Genomic DNA, 16,831 nt, shown 5'->3' on the forward strand with positions numbered 1-16,831 from the left:
GTTGACAGTGAGGGGCAGGGACGGGAGCGGGGTGAAGGAGGCCGGCACCATATGCTCGGGAAGGCGCTCGCGCAGCCACACGCGCAGCTCCGAGCTGTCGGGCAACGCATCGTGGGGAACGAGGTAGGCGGCGAGGCGCCGATCGCCACCGGCCTCACGCGCGACGACGGAGGCGTCCTTGATGGCGGGGTGCAGGCGCAGGGCCTCTTCGATCTCCCCCAGCTCGACGCGGTAGCCACGCACCTTCACTTGATGGTCGGCACGGCCGAGGTACTCCACGCGGCCATCCGCGAGGAAGCGGGCACGGTCGCCTGTCTTGTACAGGCGCGCACCGGGGACGGTGGAGAACGGATCGGGCCGGTACGTGAGCGCGGTGAGCTCAGGACGGTCGAAGTAGCCACGACCGAGGCGCTCACCGGAGACGTACAGCTCGCCCGGGACACCGACGGGGACGGGCTGAAGGAGCGAGTCGAGGATGAACAGGGGGCCGTTGGAGAGAGGGCGGCCGATGGGGACAGGGACGCCGAGAGCAGGCGGCCCGTCGACGAGGTGGAAGGAGGAGAAGACGGTGCACTCGGTGGGGCCGTAGCCGTTGACGAGGCGCTCGGGCGGCCCGTGCTGGAGGACTTCGCGCAGGGCCAGCGGGTCCGCGGCCTCTCCACCGAACACGAGCGTCGTCAGACCCTTGAAGGCCGCGGGCACCTGACGTGCGAGCAGATGGAGCACCGCCGTGGTGACGAACATCACGGAGACACGGGCGTCCTGCACCTGGGCGGCGAAGTCCTGGGGCGAATGGGCGGGGCTCGCGGTGATGCCGACGAGATGCGCGCCGTGGAGCAGGGCCCCCCAGATCTCGAAGGTGCTCGGGTCGAACGAGGCGTTGGAGGCCTGGGCGACGCGGTCCGAAACAGAGAACGGGTGCAGCAGGGAGTCGAACGCGAGCGCGAGCACACCCCGGTGGAGGATGGCGCTGCCCTTGGGCCTGCCCGTGGAGCCCGAAGTGAAGATGACGTAGGCCAGATTCTCCGGCCCGGAGGTCGGAGGCAGTGGCGCGGTGGAGAGGCGACCCAGCGAGTCCGCGTCGGTGTCGAGGCAGACGGTGGCACCGGAGAAGTGCGGAAGGCGCTCGCGCTTGTGCTGGTGGGCGAGCAGGACGCTGACGCGTGCGTCCTGGAGCATGAACGCGAGGCGTTCGGCCGGGTGTGAGTCGTCGAGCGGCAGGTAGGCGCCACCCGCCTTGAGGACGGCGAGCATGCCGACGACGAGGTCGGCGGAGCGTTCGACACAGAGGCCGACGAGGACCTCGGGGCCCACGCCGAGCGAGCGCAGGTGCCAGGCGAGCTGGTTCGAACGTTCATCCAACTGACGGTACGAGAGGGTGTGGGAGCCGTAGGTGACAGCGGGAGCATCGGGCGTGCGCGAGGCCTGGAGGGCGAAGCGCTCGTGGATGCAGAGGTCACGTGGGAAGTCGGCGGTGGCGTCGTTCCATTCGCGCAGGACGCGGTGGCGCTCGCCCCCGGGCAGCAGCGGCAGGGATGCGATGGGTTGCGAGGGCTGAGCGACGGCGGCCTCCAGGAGCGTCTGGAAGTGCGAGGCCATCCGCTGGATGCGATCCGCGTCGAAGAGGTCGGTGTCGTACTCGAAGGTGGCCCGCAGCCCCTCCGGTGACTTGGACATGAAGAGGATCAGGTCGCACTTCGACGTCCCGGTGCGCAGCTCCCACGGCTCCGCGGCCGTGACCAGCTGGAGCGCGGTGGAGGGATGCGGCTCCAGGGTGGGGGTCTGCAGGACGAACATCACCTGGACAACCAGCGCGTGACTGAGGACGCGCTCGGGGTGGAACTCCCCGACGAGCTTCTCGAACGGAAGCTCCTGGTGGGCATAGGCGCCGAGCGTGACCTCGCGCACGCGCCGCATCAGCTCGATGAGGCTGGGGGCGCCGGACAGGTCCTGCCGCAGCGCGAGCGTGTTGACGAACAACCCGACGAGCCCTTCAAGTTCAGGACGGATCCGACCGGCGAGCGGCGTGCCGACGATGAGATCCTGCTGGCCGGTGTAGCGATGCAAGAGGGCGCTGAAGCCCGCGATCAGGCCCATGAACAGGGTGACGTTCTCCTGGCGGCACAGGTCCTCGATGGCCTGGGAGACGTCGGGAGGGAGCCGGAACGTGTGCGTGTTGCCCTTGAGGCGGTGGATGGGCGGACGGGGCCGATCCATGGGCAGCTCCAGGAGGAGCGGTGCGCCAGCGAGCTGGTTGCGCCAATAGCTCAGCAGCCGCTCCAATCTGTCGTCCCGGAGCCACTGCCGCTGCCAGGCGGCGAACTCGGTGTACTGGATGGGCAGGGGAGGAAGGGAGGAGGGACGCCCCGCCGCGAAGTCCGCGTAGAGGGTCCGAAGCTCACGAAGCATGACCCCCACGGACCAGCCATCCGAGACGATGTGATGGAGGGTCAGGAGGAGCAGGTGGTCGTCCTCACGGAAGCGGAGCAGGGTGCCTTGCAACAGCGGCCCCGTGCTCAGCTCCAGCGGGCGTTCGAGCTCCAGGCGCGTCTGCCGAGCCACCTCCGCCGCCTGTTCCGCGGCAGGCAGGTGGCTGACCTCCACCTTCCGGAGGACGAAGGGACGGACGGGGAGGATGCGCGTGACGAAGTCGGTCTCGGTCTCCGCGAAGACGGTCCGGAGCGATTCCTGGCGACGGGTCAGCTCAGTGAGGCTGCGCTCCAGCAGGGAGACGTCGAGCGGAGAAGTGATGCGGTAGGCGCCGGGAATCCGGAACGTGGCGGTCCCGGGATGGAGCTGCTCGATGAACAGGATCCGCTCCTGCGCGAACGAGAGCGGTTGGTCGCCCTCGTGCGGGAAGGGAACGAGCGCGGGTCCCTCTTCGGAGACCTCGATGCGCTGAGCGGCGTCGACGGCCTCCGCCATGAGGGCGAGGGTCGGCGTGTCGAAGATCTGCGGAATCGGCATCCGCAGGCGGAACGCCTCGTTCACACGCGAGACGAGCTGGGTGCCGAGCAGGGAGTGGCCGCCGAGGGAAAAGAAGTCGTCGTTGAGCCCGACACGGTCCACTTCGAGGACCGTGGCCCAGATGCGGCTGAGCGTGAGCTCCGTGGGGGTGGACGGAGGCACGTAGGAGAGGTCATCGCCGCGAGCGGGCTCGGGTGCGGGGAGCGCGCGTCGGTCCACCTTGCCGTTGACGGTGAGCGGCAGGGACGGGAGCGAGGTGAAGGAGGCCGGCACCATGTGCTCGGGAAGGCGCTCGCGCAGCCAGGAGCGCAGCGCTGAGACTTCGGGCAGCGCGTTGTGGGGCACGAGGTACGCGGCCAGCCGTCGGTCACCACCGGCTTCAAGGGCGATGACAGAGGCGTCCTTGATCGCGGGGTGCAGGCGAAGGGCCTCTTCGATTTCCCCCAGCTCGACGCGGTAGCCACGCACCTTCACCTGGTGGTCAGCACGGCCGAGGTACTCCACGCGGCCATCCGCGAGGAAGCGGGCGCGGTCGCCCGTCTTGTACAGGCGCGCACCGGGGACGCTGGAGAACGGATGGGGCCGGTACGTGAGCGCGGTGAGCTCAGGCCGGTGGACGTAGCCGCGACCGAGCCGCTCACCGGAGACGTACAGCTCACCTGGGACACCGATGGGGACAGGCTGAAGAAGCGGATCAAGGATGAAGAGGGGGCCGTTGGAGAGCGGGCGGCCAATGGGGACAGGGGTGCCGAGGGCGGGAGGCGCGTCGACGACGTGGAAGGAGGAGAAGACAGTGCACTCGGTGGGGCCGTAGCCGTTGACGAGGCGCTGGGGTGGGCCGTGCTGGAGGACTTCACGCAGGGCGAGCGGGTCCGCGGCCTCACCGCCGAGAACGAGCGTCTTCAATCCCTTGAACGCAGCGGGCACCTGGCGTGCGAGCAGATGGAGCACCGCCGTGGTGACGAACATGACGGAGACGCGCCCGTCCTGGACCTGGGCCACGAACTCATGGGGCGAGTGGGCAGGACTCGCGGTGATGCCGATGAGATGCGCACCGTGCAGCAGGGCCCCCCAGATCTCGAACGTGCTGGGATCGAACGAGGCATTGGAGGCCTGGGCGACGCGGTCGGAAGCCGCGAAGGGATGCAGCAGCGGGTCGAAGGCGAGCGCGAGGACTCCCCGGTGGAGGATGGCGCTGCCCTTGGGCTTGCCCGTCGAGCCCGACGTGAAGATGACGTAGGCCAGATTCTCCGGCCCGGAGGTGCGCGGCAGCGCGTCGGTGGGCTGCTGCCGCAACACCTCGGCGGCGGCGTCCGAGTCGAGGCAGAGGGTGGTGCCCCCGAAGGGAGGCAGGCGCTCCAGCTTGCTCTGGTGGGCGAGCAGGACGCTGACCCGAGCATCCTGGAGCATGAAGGCCAGGCGCTCCGGGGGATGGGAGGCGTCGAGGCACAGGTAGGCACCGCCGGCCTTGAGGATGGCGAGCATGCCGACGACGAGATCGATGGATCGATCCACGCAGAGGCCGACGAGGGCCTCGGGGCCCACACCGAGCGAGCGCAGGTGCCAGGCGAGCTGGTTGGAGCGCTCATCGAGCTGACGGTACGAGAGGGTGCGGGAGCGGTAGGTGACGGCGGGAGCGTCGGGCGTGCGAGCCGCCTGGAGGGCGAACCGCTCGTGGATGCAGAGGTCACGGGGGAAGGCGGCGACGGCGTCGTTCCATTCGCGCAGGACGCGGTGCAGCTCGGCCTCGGGAAGCAGGGGCAGGGAGGCGATGGGACGCGAGGGCTGAGCAACGGCGGCCTCCAGGAGCGTCTGGAGGTGGGAAGCCATGCGCTGGATGCGCTCGGCATCGAAGAGGTCGGAGTCGTACTCGAAGGTGGTGCGCCATCCCTCCGGTGACCTCGCCACGCTGAGGACCAGATCACAGCGAGCGCGGACAGCATCGGCGGGCTGATCCTCCAGCGGCGCGAAGACGAACATCACCTGGAACACCGGCGCATGGCTGAAGCCCTGCGGCAGCGCGAGCTTCTCGAACGAGAGCAAACGGTGGGAGGCCGCTGCCTGATGGAGCGACTGGACGCGCGCCATCAGGTCCACGAACCGGGGGTTGTCGGAGAGGTCCTGGCGCAGCGCGAGGACTCCTCCGTCCGACGAAGTGCCCACGACCAGATCATCCTGCTGCGAGTACCGGTGGAGCAGGGCACAGAAGCCCGCGAACAGCGGCACACAGATCGGAACCGCTTCCCGCAGGGCCAACGTCTCCAGGGCAGTCGAGAGCGGAGTGGAGAGCCCCCCCTGGAAGGTGCCACGCAGGAGTCGCTGCGCGGGAGGCCGGGGCCGATCCGTCGGCAGCTCCAGGAGCGCCGGGGCACCGCGGAGTTGCTGCTGCCAGAAGGCGACGGAAGCGTCGGGAAGGAGGGGCTCCGGCGTCATCTGGGATTCCTTTCAACGGGGCGCATTCGGGAAAGCAGGATACCCGAGGAACCACGTCTGGCCGAAAGGAGTTGCGCCCGCGGCGCCACGCAGAACAGACAGATACAGGTACGAATGTAGTACCTCATGACTGTGCTGCGGCCGGGGCCCGCGAACATCGTCGACCGGGTCACCGCGACCCTGCCCGGGGACGGTGCGCTCGTCGAGTTCATCACCTATCCGCTGATTCCGTGCATGACTCTCCAGCTCATGGACTCTCTCCCACTGTAGGCCACGGGTGCGGCCCTTTTTGAACATCGGAGAGAATGGATGAAGAAGTCTTGGATTGTCTGCCTGCTCCTTCAGTTGCCAATGATTGCGCAAGCCGGAGCTTCGGTCTCCCCGAAGCCTGGGGTGTCCGACGTCGAACGCTACGCGCGTCGGTGCCAATCCCAGTCCGCCCAGCGCATCGCCAGACCCCAGGGAACGATGCTGTGGGGCACCCGTCGTGACTGGAACACCGAGGAGGCACACGGGGAGCACAGCAGCGTGCTGGTCTCGGCCGACCTCGCGCCCCTGCTCCGGGCGGCGAACGGCGTGAAGGCGCTGCGACTCGAGGGCGGACACCTGGAGGCGTTTCCCGCCCCCCAGACAGGGACCGCCATCAGCGGTGTTGTTGGCGCCGTGCTCCAGGGCAGCGCCAGTGACGGCAAGCCCGTGGAAGTGGCCATCTGCGATGCCGAGCCCTCCGCCGAGGATCCTGGGATGGTCTTCTACCGCATCGAGGCGTGGAATGAGCTGGCCCAGGAATGGGAGAACCCCTGCGTCGCCGTGGACCGGGTGCCCGACCCCCGCGCCCTCGCGGTGAGCGGCGTCTGGAATGTCGCCGGTGCCCAGCAGGCCGTCCCGGGCAAGTTCACCTTCGCCTGTCAGAACGGCGCCATCACCAAGTGCATCCTCTGGGGATACAAGCCCTGGGCCTGCCGCGACGGGCAATCCATGGCCGACCTGCATCAGGCCTGCACCCGCATGGCGCGCGCGGACTACTGTGGCAACGGCCGAAGCCATACGCACCAGGACACCACCATCGACATCTATGATCGTGTCGGTGTGCTCGAGCGGACGGTCACGGCCTCAAGGGAGTGGGATCCCGCGAAGGCCACCTTCGAGGCGGCCTGGGCACCGGACGGGGCCACCTGTATGGCTCGCACCCGCGACGGCCGTGCGCTGGAGACGATCCTCCAGGAGTGTCCCGACCGCTTCCAGACTGGCGCGGTGGATGAGCTGGGCGAGGGTGAGCGGTGCACGGTACGGCGGGCGGACGTGAGCGCTGGGGCTGGGCTGCTGCGGAACCTGTCGTATGCAGCGCCCCAGAGCCCTGTCTCTCCAGGTAAGGACCGGTAGGCATTATTTTCATTGGAAAGAAGCGTGTGTGCTGGGGACTCATCGTGCCTTGCCTCCCTGCGCTGATTGCCTGCGCAACGCATCCACCTGCATCTGCTCGCGCGCCAGCAACTCGCGGGTCCACGTCGTGCGCCGCCAACCGGATTGCTGGGGCGTCCCCTCCAGCACCCGGCACAGGGTTTCGCGGAGCCGCTCGTTCACCTTGCGCGGGCCGTTGAAGGCTCGGCCATCTCGCAATCCCTCCCCGCGCCGCCTGGGGGGCAGGACTTTCCAGCGTGTCAAGCGAGCCCCCCGCTCGCGCGTCCTCGCGTCAACGCTCGGGCTGGCACGATCGGAGAGGAGGCCGAGCGCCATTCGACCATCGCATCATCCGCCATCATTCCACGGAAGAGCGACCAACCCCACGCCAAGACAATGCTATTCTCAGCGCTCAATATACTACCGCATGCAGACGTTCATCCATACCTGGTGAGGAACCCCGCAGACCATGATGACCATCCGCCCGGAACAGTTCAAGGCCTTTGACGCTGCCGCCGAACGAGACCTGCGCATGCGACTCATGATGTTCCTACGCGAAGAAATGCCAGAGCACACGGCAACTCTGGATGACGATCAATTGTCGGCGCACATCATGAAAGCTGCACAGTGCGCCGAAAGACACGGGATCGAGAGCGATCTTGGAGTCGCCCAATATGCCTGCCTGTCTCTGGCTACAGGTCCCTTCCTTGCCGACAATCCACTCATCGCCGCAGTGCTGAAAGCACCTGGAACCGAGCCCGAAGAACAGCTCCATGCATTGATCGAGTTCATCGACTCTCAATTGTACGTCGATGACGACTGACGGAGGCCTTCCATGGGAATACTCGGTCCGGTATTGAGAAGGCTCTTGCTGCGAAGAATGACTCAGGAAGCAGCGAAGAGGGCCGCCAGGGGCCTGGCGAAAAAGGAAGCCCAGGAGGCGGCAAAGAAAGCAGCCCAGAAGTCCGCCAGGAAAGCCACGGATGCCGCCAAGAAGTCGCGAGACAAGTTCAACAAGAACAAGAAGAAGAGCAAACAAAACTGCAACAAGGAGGGCAAATGCCCCCTGTGTGGCCGCGCCAACCACGACTGCAGATATTATCGTTCAAAAGCCGAGATCAAAAAGACTCTTTTGAGAGACGCGGCAAGCCTCAAGAGCAAGCTGGACCCTGGTGCCCGGACCTTCATCCTGAAGACCCAGGGCGAGTACGTTCCCCCAGACTATGAGGTCTCTCACAAGATTCCACTCTACACGGTGCCTCATTCCAGGCGCTGCACACTCGACAAGGCATGGAATATGGAAACCCTGCCCACTACCGCCCATAGGAATGAGCACAAGAAATGCGGCCCCACGTATCACACGTTCCCGCCAGCAAGAAAAGCCAGGTAGGGCGCTAGCTTCGAAGCCATGGGAGCATCAATGACCAGCACCAAGGAACTGGAACGAGAGTTCCAAACACTCAACAACCCATCCACGGACCCAGAGGCGCAGCATACGTTCGCACAGCGCCTCCTCGATTCAGATGAGCCCGCGGTCGTCAGGTTTCATTACGAGTTGCTGCGCCACCGCGCCAACGATCTATTCCTGGCCATTGTCCGCGATGCGTTCTCCCAGAGAGGTGCTGCGGGAGAGAAGTTCCTTCTCCAGATGCTGGAGCAGGAGAAGAGCCCGGAGATGCTCGCTGACGTCATCCTCATTCTCGGGCTCATGAAGAGCAGTGCGGCACGTGAATATTCGCTCCGGATGCTCCGAAGCCCCCAGGAAGAAGTGCGTCATGTCGCCACTTTTGTTCTCGGATGGGTTGGAACCCTCGATGACCTGGAGAAACTGGAGCAGCAGTTGCTCGAGGACCCGGTTCCCAAGATTCGAGGGGATGCCGCCACGGCCTATTACCAGGTGTTCAACCGCATTCCCGAGTCCAGGGAACAAGCCGTCCAGAGCCTTTCGCGCGGACTCAGCCAGGAGCGTGATGAAGACGTCCTCGCAAGCATCTTGATCAGCTTGCAGGACATCTTGAGCAAACGCTTCGGGATGCGAGAGGACATCGAGGAAGGAGAGATCACTGGCGATGTCGCCAAGGCGAAGGAGAAAGCACTCAAGTTCCTCAAGAGAAATTCCTGATCGATGTGACCGGATAGTATTTTCCACCCTCATGCGCCCTCTGCACATCACCACACCCCTGCTCCCGCACGACGCGCTCTCGGCTGCGCTCGGCAAGGCCGTGCTCCTCAAGGTGGAGAGCCTGCAGCCCTCCGGCTCCTTCAAGCTGCGCGGCATCGGAAGGATGTGCCAGCGGGCGGTGGAGACCGGTGCGCGCCAGCTCATCTGTCCCTCCGGTGGCAATGCCGGCTTCGCCGCGGCGGTTGCCGGACGTGCCCTCGGCGTACCCACCACCATCCTGGTCCCCCAGTCGACACCGGAGTCGGTGCGGCGGCAGATTGCCGCACTCGGCGCGGTGGTGGTGGTGCACGGCACCGTCTGGGACGAGGCCAATGAGGAGGCCCTGCGCCGCTGCGGGGCTGGGGAAGCGGCGTACGTGCCGCCGTTCGACCACCCGGACATCTGGGACGGCAACGCCACGCTCATCGACGAGGCGGTGGCCCAGGCCGAGAATGGTTTCGACGTGGTGGTCTGCGCGGTGGGAGGCGGCGGGCTCATGTGCGGGGTGCTGGAGGGGCTGCACCGCAACAAGCTGGCACACGTGCCGGTCATCGCCGTGGAAACCGAGGGTGCCGCTTCACTGCATGCGGCGGTGAAGGCCGGCAAGCTCGTCACCCTGCCGGCCATTACCTCCATCGCCACCACGCTGGGGGCCAAGCGCGTGGCGCAGGCGGCCTTCGACTGGACGCGCCGCCACCCGGTCCACAGCGTGACGGTGAGCGATTCGCAGGCGCTCGATGCGTGCCTGCAGTTCGCCGATGACCTGCGCATCCTCGTCGAGCCGGCGTGCGGCGCCGCACTCGCGGTCGCGTACCAGGGGCTCGAAGTGCTGGCGCCCTACCGGCGGCCACTCCTCGTGGTGTGCGGCGGGATTGCCGTGGACATGGCGAAGCTCGTGGTGTGGCGCGAGGAGCAGGCTTCACGCCGCGCACTTGCCAGGGACGTGCCCGCGGGACCCTGAACTGTAGGAACTCCGGGGACTACCGTAACTTCGCGTTAAGTGCACATTGCGGAGAGTGCATGGTTGGCGCGAGCATGCGGTCCACTGCTCGCCCCCTGGCGGGCGGTCATCACCCTCAAGGAGTGTTCAGCACATGCGAATCCCCCGGACTTCCGGTTGTAGGACGCTGCTCGCAACGCTGCTGTGTACCCTTTCCCTCGTGGCCTGCGGCCCGGCCCCGGAGGCTGAGCCCACCGCCAACACTCCCATGGGCACGGAGAAGCAGCCCGTCGTCTACGGAACCGACAACCGCACGGACGTGTACGCGCACGCGGACGCCACGCTGCGCGCCCGCGCTCAGCAGTCCACCGTCGCGCTGATGAGCCCGTCGGACTTCAACACGACCAACCCCAACAACGTCACCTTCAACGCGTCCACGCTGCGCTCCGCGTACAACCTCTGCACCTCCGAGCGCTTCCTGGACGACCTGACCCCGGCCTTCTGCTCCGGCACGCTCATCGACGACAACCTGGTGCTCACGGCGGGCCACTGCATCACCAGCGCGTCGGCCTGCAGCAGCACGCGCTTCGTCTTCAACTTCTACCGCACCGCCGCCGGCGCCATGCAGACGGTGACGACCGCGGACATCTTCTCCTGCCAGGCGATTGTCGCGCGCCAGCAGGCCACGGTGGGCGGGCGCAACCTGGACTTCGCCATCGTCCGGCTGGACCGGGCGGCCACCCCGCGCTTCACGCCCGCCCCCATTCGCGCGGGCAACGCCGCGCTGGCCGTGGGCACCAACGTGACGGTCATCGGCTCGGGCAGCGGCATTCCCTTCAAGATCGACTCGGGCGGCTCGGTGCGTGACGCGCGCTCGGGCACGCTGGACTACTTCGTGGCCACCACGGACACGTTCGGCGGCAACTCGGGCTCGGGCGTGTACGAGAACAGCGGCTACACGGTGGCCGGCATCCTGGTGCGCGGCGAGACCGACTACACGACCAACGGGAGCTGCAGCATCGTCAACACCTGCACGGAGACGGGCTGCCGCGGCGAGGACATCACCTACGTGCGGCCGGCCATTGACGAGTACTGCGCGGTGGCGACCAGCACGCGCCTGTGCGCGGGCTACCCGCCGCCCCCGACGCCGGTGACGTTCACCTTCACCGCCACCAACACCAACGGCGCCAACCAGAACACCGTCAACCACAACGTCACCCTGGCCGCCGGGAAGACCCTCAAGTTCGGCACCTGCACGGTGCCGGGCTCCTCCGGCACGGGTGACACGTACCTGCGCCTGTACAACGGCACCACCCAGGTGGCCTCGAACGACGACGCCTGCGGCACGCTGTCCTACGCGAGCTTCACGGCCACGACGGCGGGCACCTACCAGATCCGCGCTGGCTGCTACTCCAGCGGGAGCTGCAGCGGCACGGTGGCGTACACCGTCCAGTAGTCCCAGAAGGACCGGCGCGGGCGGTGGCGTCCGTCACCGCCCGCGCCGGGCTCGAGTCCCTCGAGGGATGGCCGCGAGGGTCATTCGCTCGGGACCGGGCGCTACACGCTCGCCATCCGGGAAGCCGCATTCGGCAAGAACCTTCTCGACGTTGCCGGCGCGCGCCATCCCTTCGACTCCCCCTACATCACCCAATGAAGAGAGCGGGCAGAGCGCGTTTCGGCCAGGCCCCGCAGAATTCGTGCATCAAACTCCGTCTCACGGGCTCATTCACTTCAAGGCGGAGCGCGGCTCGTCCCACGAGCCGGAGCCCAGCCTTGATGCGTATCAACCCCCGTCCCATCGCTATGGAGTCAAACATGAATGAAGTCTCGAAGCACCCCGCACTCTCTCTGCTCGCCAGTGCCATGCTTGTCTTGGTGCCAATTGCGGGGCTCACGGGGTGCGCCAGCGGCGCCCCGGATGACAGTTCGACCGTGGAGGCGGTGCGCCAGCAGCTCATCACGGCGGACTCGCTCGCCGGGCTGAAGCCCGGAGAACACCTCGTGCTGGATCTCAGCAAGGAGGGAGTTGTCTACACCGTCGACTTCTCCAAAGCCCCTATCGACTTCAGCCGCATCACGCTGATCCCGCGCGATGGAGCTGCACAGCCGATGGACACGTGGCTGAGTGCGATGAAGGAAAAGGGACACGATCTGCTGGCCGTGCGGACTCAATCGTTCAGGCTGACCCCCTCGGCCCAAAGCTTTGGAGACCTTTCCGCGACAGAGGCTGCCCAGCTCGAATCCATGGGCACCCTTGTGACAAGGACTCCAGTCAATGCAAGCGGGTCGGGGACCGTATCGGAGCAGACCTTGGTGTGCACTGAGTACGTGGTATGCATCCGCTGGTGTCACGTTCCCGGCCCTTACTGCTTCGATGAGTGCTACGTCAGAACTGAGTGCGAAGAGACCGAGCCCTGAGAGCTTTTTGAGCCCGCGTGAGCGGCCTTTCGGTTCGCACCGCTCACACGGGGGAGGCGCTGTGCAGGGGGCCCCTCTCGGATGGAGAGGAATCCTGCGCACGCGGCCCATGTCACCGAGGTCGAGCAGGGAAGAAGAGACGGCCTTATGACATCAAAGCTGCTTGAACAGCTCGGGCTCTTGCCAACGGAGCCGTTCGCCTGGAAGGCCGCGCTCGCTCGACCTTTCACTCCCACGCTCTGGGCGGTGATTGCCACCGTCACGGCAACGGCACTGGCGGTCTCTCCGGACGCGACGAATTCCCCTCTCAAGGGACTCGGACTCGTGATTCCGAAGCACCTCGCCTTCGCCGCGGGTGCCGTGACATGCGCATTCGCCTGCGCCAGCACCTGGCGCCATCGCAGCGTGGGAATCACGACCTTTGATCTGGCGGCACTCGGCTATCTGGCAGCTGGATTTCTTGCCATGGCGGCGAATGGCTTCAGTGCCCCCTTCAGTCTCCCCTGGCTTGCGCTGCAGCTCAGCGCATTCGTCACGGTGGCGACAGCCTGCGAGGCCGCGGGCAAGCGCCGCGACGCGCTTGCGGACGGGCTCGTGGGTGCTGGGGTCATCGTCGCGTTGATCGCGCTCCATGAGGCCTCGGGAGGCAAGCTGCTGTGGGAGCTCGCGCGACGCCCGGGGGCGACGTTCGCCAACCGCAACGCGGTGGGTGGCTATTGCGCCATCCTGGTGCCCATGGCCCTGGCGCGAGCCACCCTGAAGCCACATCCCCTGCGAACGTTCGCCGCTTCGACGCTCCTGTTGACGGTTGCGCTCTGCCGCGCACGGAGCAGCTGGATGGGGCTGCTGGTCGCGGGCCTGCTCGCGACGGCCGCGCTTATCGAGCTGAAGCGCCGAGGGATGCTGCCTGTGTTGCCAAGATCTGGGCTCATCAGCGCGTGTATCGCGGCGCTCGTTGCCGCAGCGGCGCTGAATGCGGGGGCCTGGGCGGGGCTCCGATGGAAGGACTCTGCTCCGCTCAAATCGTCCGTCTCACGCATGCTCGAATATGACAGCGGGACGGGACTCAGCCGCGTCGAGCAGCATCAAGTAGGTCTGGCCATGCTCTCCGCCCAGCCGCTCTTTGGATTCGGGCCGGGGCGCTGGCGCCGTGAAGCTCCGCGATTCGCGCATGCTGCGACACAGCAACACGCGAGATTCATTGGTCCGCTCTGGAACCCTGCCTCTGACTTGCTACGCCATGCGGTCGAGACCGGCCTGTTCGGCCTGGCGGCGGCCGCGGCGATGGCGCTCTCCTTGCTGGTGGGCGCACGTCGCCGCGTCACGCAAGGACGCGACTTATTGACCCTGGCGACCCTGGGCAGTCTGGTCGTCGCGCTTGTCATCAGTGGCTTCGATGCATTGTTGACCCGCCCTCCCTCTGTCGCTCTGGTGGCAGCGGTCGCGGGCATGCTGCGGAGCGACTGCGACCGTCGCGTGGAGTTCAGTTCTTCCTGGGCGGGCATCTGGGTCTCGCTGGCGGCTGTCGCATCTGTTTGCATCTCCGCTCCGCGCTACCTTGCCTTGAAGTCGCTCTCCGAGGACTTCTCGTCCACGGCCGTGCTGCGTCTCGGCCGGTTCCAGTTCCCTCCGTTGGAGGCGCTCCTTGTCATCATGAGCGCGCGCAGGGAAGGCTGTTCGACATTGGCTCCGGCCGCGGCCGTGGTGGACACCTACCTGCCGAACGAACCCAACAACCTGCTCGTGCTCGCTCGGTGCGCGGAACAGCAGGGGCAGTGGAGCACCGCGGCGGACTATCTCCGAAGGGCACACGCCATCGAGCCCCACGACCCCGGCACGGAACTCCAGCTCAAGGACGCGCTGTCGCGTGAATCATCGGGCGCCAAGGCTGGGGAGGCGCGTCCATGACGCGGCGGCAGCACACGACCCGCGCGGGCGCCGGAGTTGCGTCCCTGGGCCGCCGCCGGCTCCTGGGAGGTGCGTTCGCTGGGCTCGCGGCCCTTGGCGGCGGACTTCTGGCCCGCCGCGCGGGGCTGCGATTCTCCTCGGGGCAGGGACCCGACGCGGAACGCGTGCGGGAGGTGCTCTCGTTTCTGGAGGAACATGGGAAGGTGCCAGTCACGGCCTCTGGAGACGGCCGCTGGCAGCTCGAGAAGATATTCCGAGCGGATGATTTCGAGCTTCGGGTCATCAACCGTGCGACCGGTGCCACCGTGGCCTCCACGCTGTCGCCCGACACGCAGCTTGCGCTCTCTTTCTGTCCGAAAGGGCAGACCGTGGCGTTCCTGGCCTGCTCGGGCGGTGATCGGCGCTTTGCCCTGTATCTCCTGGACATCGGCACGGGACAGGTCACCTCCGCCCAGACCCCTGTCACGCGGTCCGCCGCCGCTCCCATCCGCTGGTCACCCGATGGCCAACGCCTGCTCTACACCGTGACGTCGGGTCATTCGCAGGCCGTTGTCTTCCACCCTCAAAGCGGCCAGTGGCAGCGCGTGGGGCCTCCCATGACGACGCGCAGCGAGCCGGCATGGAGTCCGGATGGCCGGCGGATCGCGCTGGTGGGCGCCGAGCAGCCAGGCTCCTTGGCGCTCGTGTCGCTGGACTCGCCAGGCATTCAAACCCTTCACGTGGCCGAGCAGGGTGAGCTGTGCCATCTGTCCTGGCGCCCCGATGGCAAGGCCCTGGCCGCGACCCTTCGCAGGGAAGCCGATGAGTATTTTTCCCTGGTCGAGGTCGACCTGCGCTCCGGAAGCCAGAGCGTGGTGGCCCAGCTGCCGGGGGATGTGAGCGAGCCCAGATACCTCGGATCCTCCGAGCTCCTGTTCCGAGTGAGCTCTGGTGGAGATGCGAGGCTGATGAGCGCTCGGACTGACACCCAAGCGCTGCGCTCCCTGGGGCCGGCCACCGGCGTGGTGAACCTGCGGAGTGGAGCCCCCGAAGGGGGGCGTGTCTTCGCGGCGCATGTCGGCCGGGCGAGCCCTCCGGCGCTGCTGGAGGTGTCCTCGGGCCAGGAGCCCGTGGTGGTCGCGCGCGCGACATCGGCGTGGGTCTCCCCGTGCACGGATGTCGAGATTCGCGCGAGGGATGGGCTGGGTCTGCCGGCCACCCTGTGGCGCTCGGGCACCCAGGCCGCGTCAGGGCCCGCCGCGCTGGTCGTGGTGCATGGAGGCCCCAGGCTGCAAGAGCTGCCGGTATGGGACGCTCGGGTCCAGGTGGTGCTCCGCGCGGGCTGCCACGTGCTGAACCTCAATTATCGAGGCTCGACGGGGTATGGCGCGCGCTTCGAGCGGGCGGGTAACGATCAGGAGCGCACCCTCGATGTCCTGGCCGCGCTCGACTCCTGTGTCGCTCAGCTCGGCGTGCCACGCGAGCGCGTGGTTCTTCTTGGCACCAGCTATGGAACATCGCTGGTGGCCGCCGCCATGATCGCCGAACCGGATTGCTGCGGCGCGGCCGTCCTGGTCTCCACGGTGAGCCTGGCTCACATCGCCCGCCGCCCGCGATCGGCCCTACCGCGCCTGGTGGCGTTTCACGGCGCGAACGACAATGTGCTCGCGCCCGCACGGGCCCGGCGGGAGATCGAAGAGTGCCTGGGCCCCGCGGCCCTCTCACGCGAAGGGTCGTGGAGCGTCTTCGAGCGCGAGGGGCATCACTTTCACCACCTCCGCTCCTGGGCGCAGGTCTACTCGGCCATCCCTGCGCTATGAGGGCGAGCGGTGTTGGCCGGCGCCGGAGGAGGAGCCAGTGCTTCCACCAGCCCCTGCGCCACCGCCGCGGCGAAGGCGTCCAGCGTGCGCTCCTCCTTCCATCGCTGGTTCTCCTCGTAATCGAGCGCGTGGTACGTCTCGATGATGACCGAGGGGATGCGCGGCCGGCGAAGCACCATGATGCGGCGCTCGGGGGCGTGGCGGTCCACGAAGACGCCTGGCTGGACGGCGTCCCCGTCATACAGCCCCGTGTAGTCCACGCCGTCATAGGGGCGGAAGCCCGCCGCCTCCATGCGCCGCGCCAGCGCCCGGGCGAGGGTGGCGCGGTGCGTCTTGAGGGGCTCAGAGCCCTCGTCCGACCAGAGCACGCTGTAGCCGGGCGTGGCGTCCTGCCGGGGACACTGGCGCTCCGGCGTGGCATGCCAGCGCTGCGCCTGGCCTCGTGCGTCCGAGTGCAGGCTGACGAAGGCGTGCGCATTCCAGGCCTCCGCCGCCACCACCCGGGCCGGGTAGGCCACGCGCTGCCCAGGGGCATCGCGGCTGAGCCTCACGACGAAGAGTCCCGTGGCCTCAAGTCGCCGTTGGAGATCCAACCCTACCCGCAGGGTGAAGTCCTGCTCGTCCTCGCATAGGACCGACCGATTACCGGTGTTGCCGTCCGCGCCGTGCCCTGCATCCAGGTAGATGCGCTTCTTGCGGAAGCCTCGGGGCACCGTCACCGCGAGCTTCGTGAGGGGCGCGCCCGGCGCGGGCCAGGTGGGGGCAGAAGCCTTGAGGGAGGGCGGCGGCGCAACCTCCATGGGG

Annotated in this window: 12 protein-coding genes; 9 read left to right on the forward strand and 3 right to left on the reverse strand. The window is 67.2% G+C overall.

What is annotated here, in order from left to right:
* Positions 1–5,400, reverse strand: a 5,400-nt coding sequence (locus D7V97_RS24505) for a non-ribosomal peptide synthetase (RefSeq protein ID WP_120613058.1), incomplete at its 3' end; no start/stop codon positions are given.
* A gap of 393 nt (positions 5,401–5,793) precedes the next feature.
* Here D7V97_RS24505 and D7V97_RS24510 point away from each other — a divergent pair.
* The gene (locus tag D7V97_RS24510) at positions 5,794–6,783 is read left to right on the forward strand and encodes an ADYC domain-containing protein (RefSeq protein WP_233583160.1); all 990 of its coding nucleotides are present in this window, start codon (positions 5,794–5,796) and stop codon (positions 6,781–6,783) included.
* A 39-nt stretch (positions 6,784–6,822) separates the two neighbouring features.
* Here the strand turns inward: D7V97_RS24510 and D7V97_RS44250 are convergent, their stop codons facing one another.
* Complete coding sequence (locus D7V97_RS44250; RefSeq protein ID WP_147444964.1) at positions 6,823–7,020, reverse strand: hypothetical protein; 198 nt, start codon at positions 7,018–7,020, stop codon at positions 6,823–6,825.
* Positions 7,021–7,270: 250 nt separating this feature from the next.
* Between D7V97_RS44250 and D7V97_RS24515 the strand changes: the two genes are divergently transcribed.
* The 8 genes from D7V97_RS24515 (at position 7,271) to D7V97_RS24545 (ending at position 16,027) form a co-directional block, all read left to right on the forward strand.
* The gene (locus tag D7V97_RS24515; protein ID WP_120613060.1) at positions 7,271–7,624 is read left to right on the forward strand and encodes a hypothetical protein; all 354 of its coding nucleotides are present in this window, start codon (positions 7,271–7,273) and stop codon (positions 7,622–7,624) included.
* A 12-nt stretch (positions 7,625–7,636) separates the two neighbouring features.
* Positions 7,637–8,191, forward strand: a complete 555-nt coding sequence (locus D7V97_RS44255) for a hypothetical protein (RefSeq protein ID WP_147444965.1) — start codon at positions 7,637–7,639, stop codon at positions 8,189–8,191.
* Between the two features lie 30 nt (positions 8,192–8,221).
* Positions 8,222–8,923, forward strand: a complete 702-nt coding sequence (locus D7V97_RS24520; protein ID WP_158623448.1) for a HEAT repeat domain-containing protein — start codon at positions 8,222–8,224, stop codon at positions 8,921–8,923.
* A 31-nt stretch (positions 8,924–8,954) separates the two neighbouring features.
* On the forward strand, positions 8,955–9,923 hold the full coding sequence (locus D7V97_RS24525) for a pyridoxal-phosphate dependent enzyme (protein WP_199728922.1): 969 nt from the start codon (positions 8,955–8,957) through the stop codon (positions 9,921–9,923).
* A gap of 133 nt (positions 9,924–10,056) precedes the next feature.
* A complete protein-coding gene (locus D7V97_RS24530) occupies positions 10,057–11,358 on the forward strand; it encodes a serine protease (protein ID WP_120613063.1) in 1,302 nt (433 codons plus the stop codon).
* A gap of 359 nt (positions 11,359–11,717) precedes the next feature.
* Entirely contained in the window at positions 11,718–12,320 is a 603-nt protein-coding gene (locus D7V97_RS24535) for a hypothetical protein (RefSeq protein WP_147444966.1), read from the forward strand.
* A 147-nt stretch (positions 12,321–12,467) separates the two neighbouring features.
* On the forward strand, positions 12,468–14,228 hold the full coding sequence (locus D7V97_RS24540) for an O-antigen ligase family protein (protein ID WP_158623449.1): 1,761 nt from the start codon (positions 12,468–12,470) through the stop codon (positions 14,226–14,228).
* Positions 14,225–16,027: an alpha/beta fold hydrolase gene (locus D7V97_RS24545; RefSeq protein WP_120613066.1), complete on the forward strand. Its 1,803-nt coding sequence runs from the start codon at positions 14,225–14,227 to the stop codon at positions 16,025–16,027. The genes D7V97_RS24540 and D7V97_RS24545 overlap by 4 nt, the downstream gene beginning before the upstream one ends.
* Here D7V97_RS24545 and D7V97_RS24550 read toward each other — a convergent pair.
* Positions 16,003–16,827, reverse strand: a complete 825-nt coding sequence (locus D7V97_RS24550) for an N-acetylmuramoyl-L-alanine amidase (RefSeq protein ID WP_233583163.1) — start codon at positions 16,825–16,827, stop codon at positions 16,003–16,005. The genes D7V97_RS24545 and D7V97_RS24550 overlap by 25 nt on opposite strands.
* Between the last annotated feature and the right edge of the window lie 4 nt (positions 16,828–16,831).

Origin of the sequence: Corallococcus sp. CA053C (assembly GCF_003611675.1) — a bacterium.
In the GTDB taxonomy this organism is placed as follows: Bacteria; Myxococcota; Myxococcia; order Myxococcales; family Myxococcaceae; genus Corallococcus.

Coding starts and splice junctions, on each gene's coding strand:
- D7V97_RS24515 (WP_120613060.1), top strand. CDS start 7,271: ATGATGACCATCCGCCCGGAACAGTTCAAGGCCTTTGACGCTGCCGCC.
- D7V97_RS44255 (WP_147444965.1), top strand. CDS start 7,637: ATGGGAATACTCGGTCCGGTATTGAGAAGGCTCTTGCTGCGAAGAATG.
- D7V97_RS24520 (WP_158623448.1), top strand. CDS start 8,222: ATGACCAGCACCAAGGAACTGGAACGAGAGTTCCAAACACTCAACAAC.
- D7V97_RS24525 (WP_199728922.1), top strand. CDS start 8,955: ATGCGCCCTCTGCACATCACCACACCCCTGCTCCCGCACGACGCGCTC.
- D7V97_RS24530 (WP_120613063.1), top strand. CDS start 10,057: ATGCGAATCCCCCGGACTTCCGGTTGTAGGACGCTGCTCGCAACGCTG.
- D7V97_RS24535 (WP_147444966.1), top strand. CDS start 11,718: ATGAATGAAGTCTCGAAGCACCCCGCACTCTCTCTGCTCGCCAGTGCC.
- D7V97_RS24540 (WP_158623449.1), top strand. CDS start 12,468: ATGACATCAAAGCTGCTTGAACAGCTCGGGCTCTTGCCAACGGAGCCG.
- D7V97_RS24545 (WP_120613066.1), top strand. CDS start 14,225: ATGACGCGGCGGCAGCACACGACCCGCGCGGGCGCCGGAGTTGCGTCC.
- D7V97_RS24550 (WP_233583163.1), bottom strand. CDS start 16,827: ATGGAGGTTGCGCCGCCGCCCTCCCTCAAGGCTTCTGCCCCCACCTGG.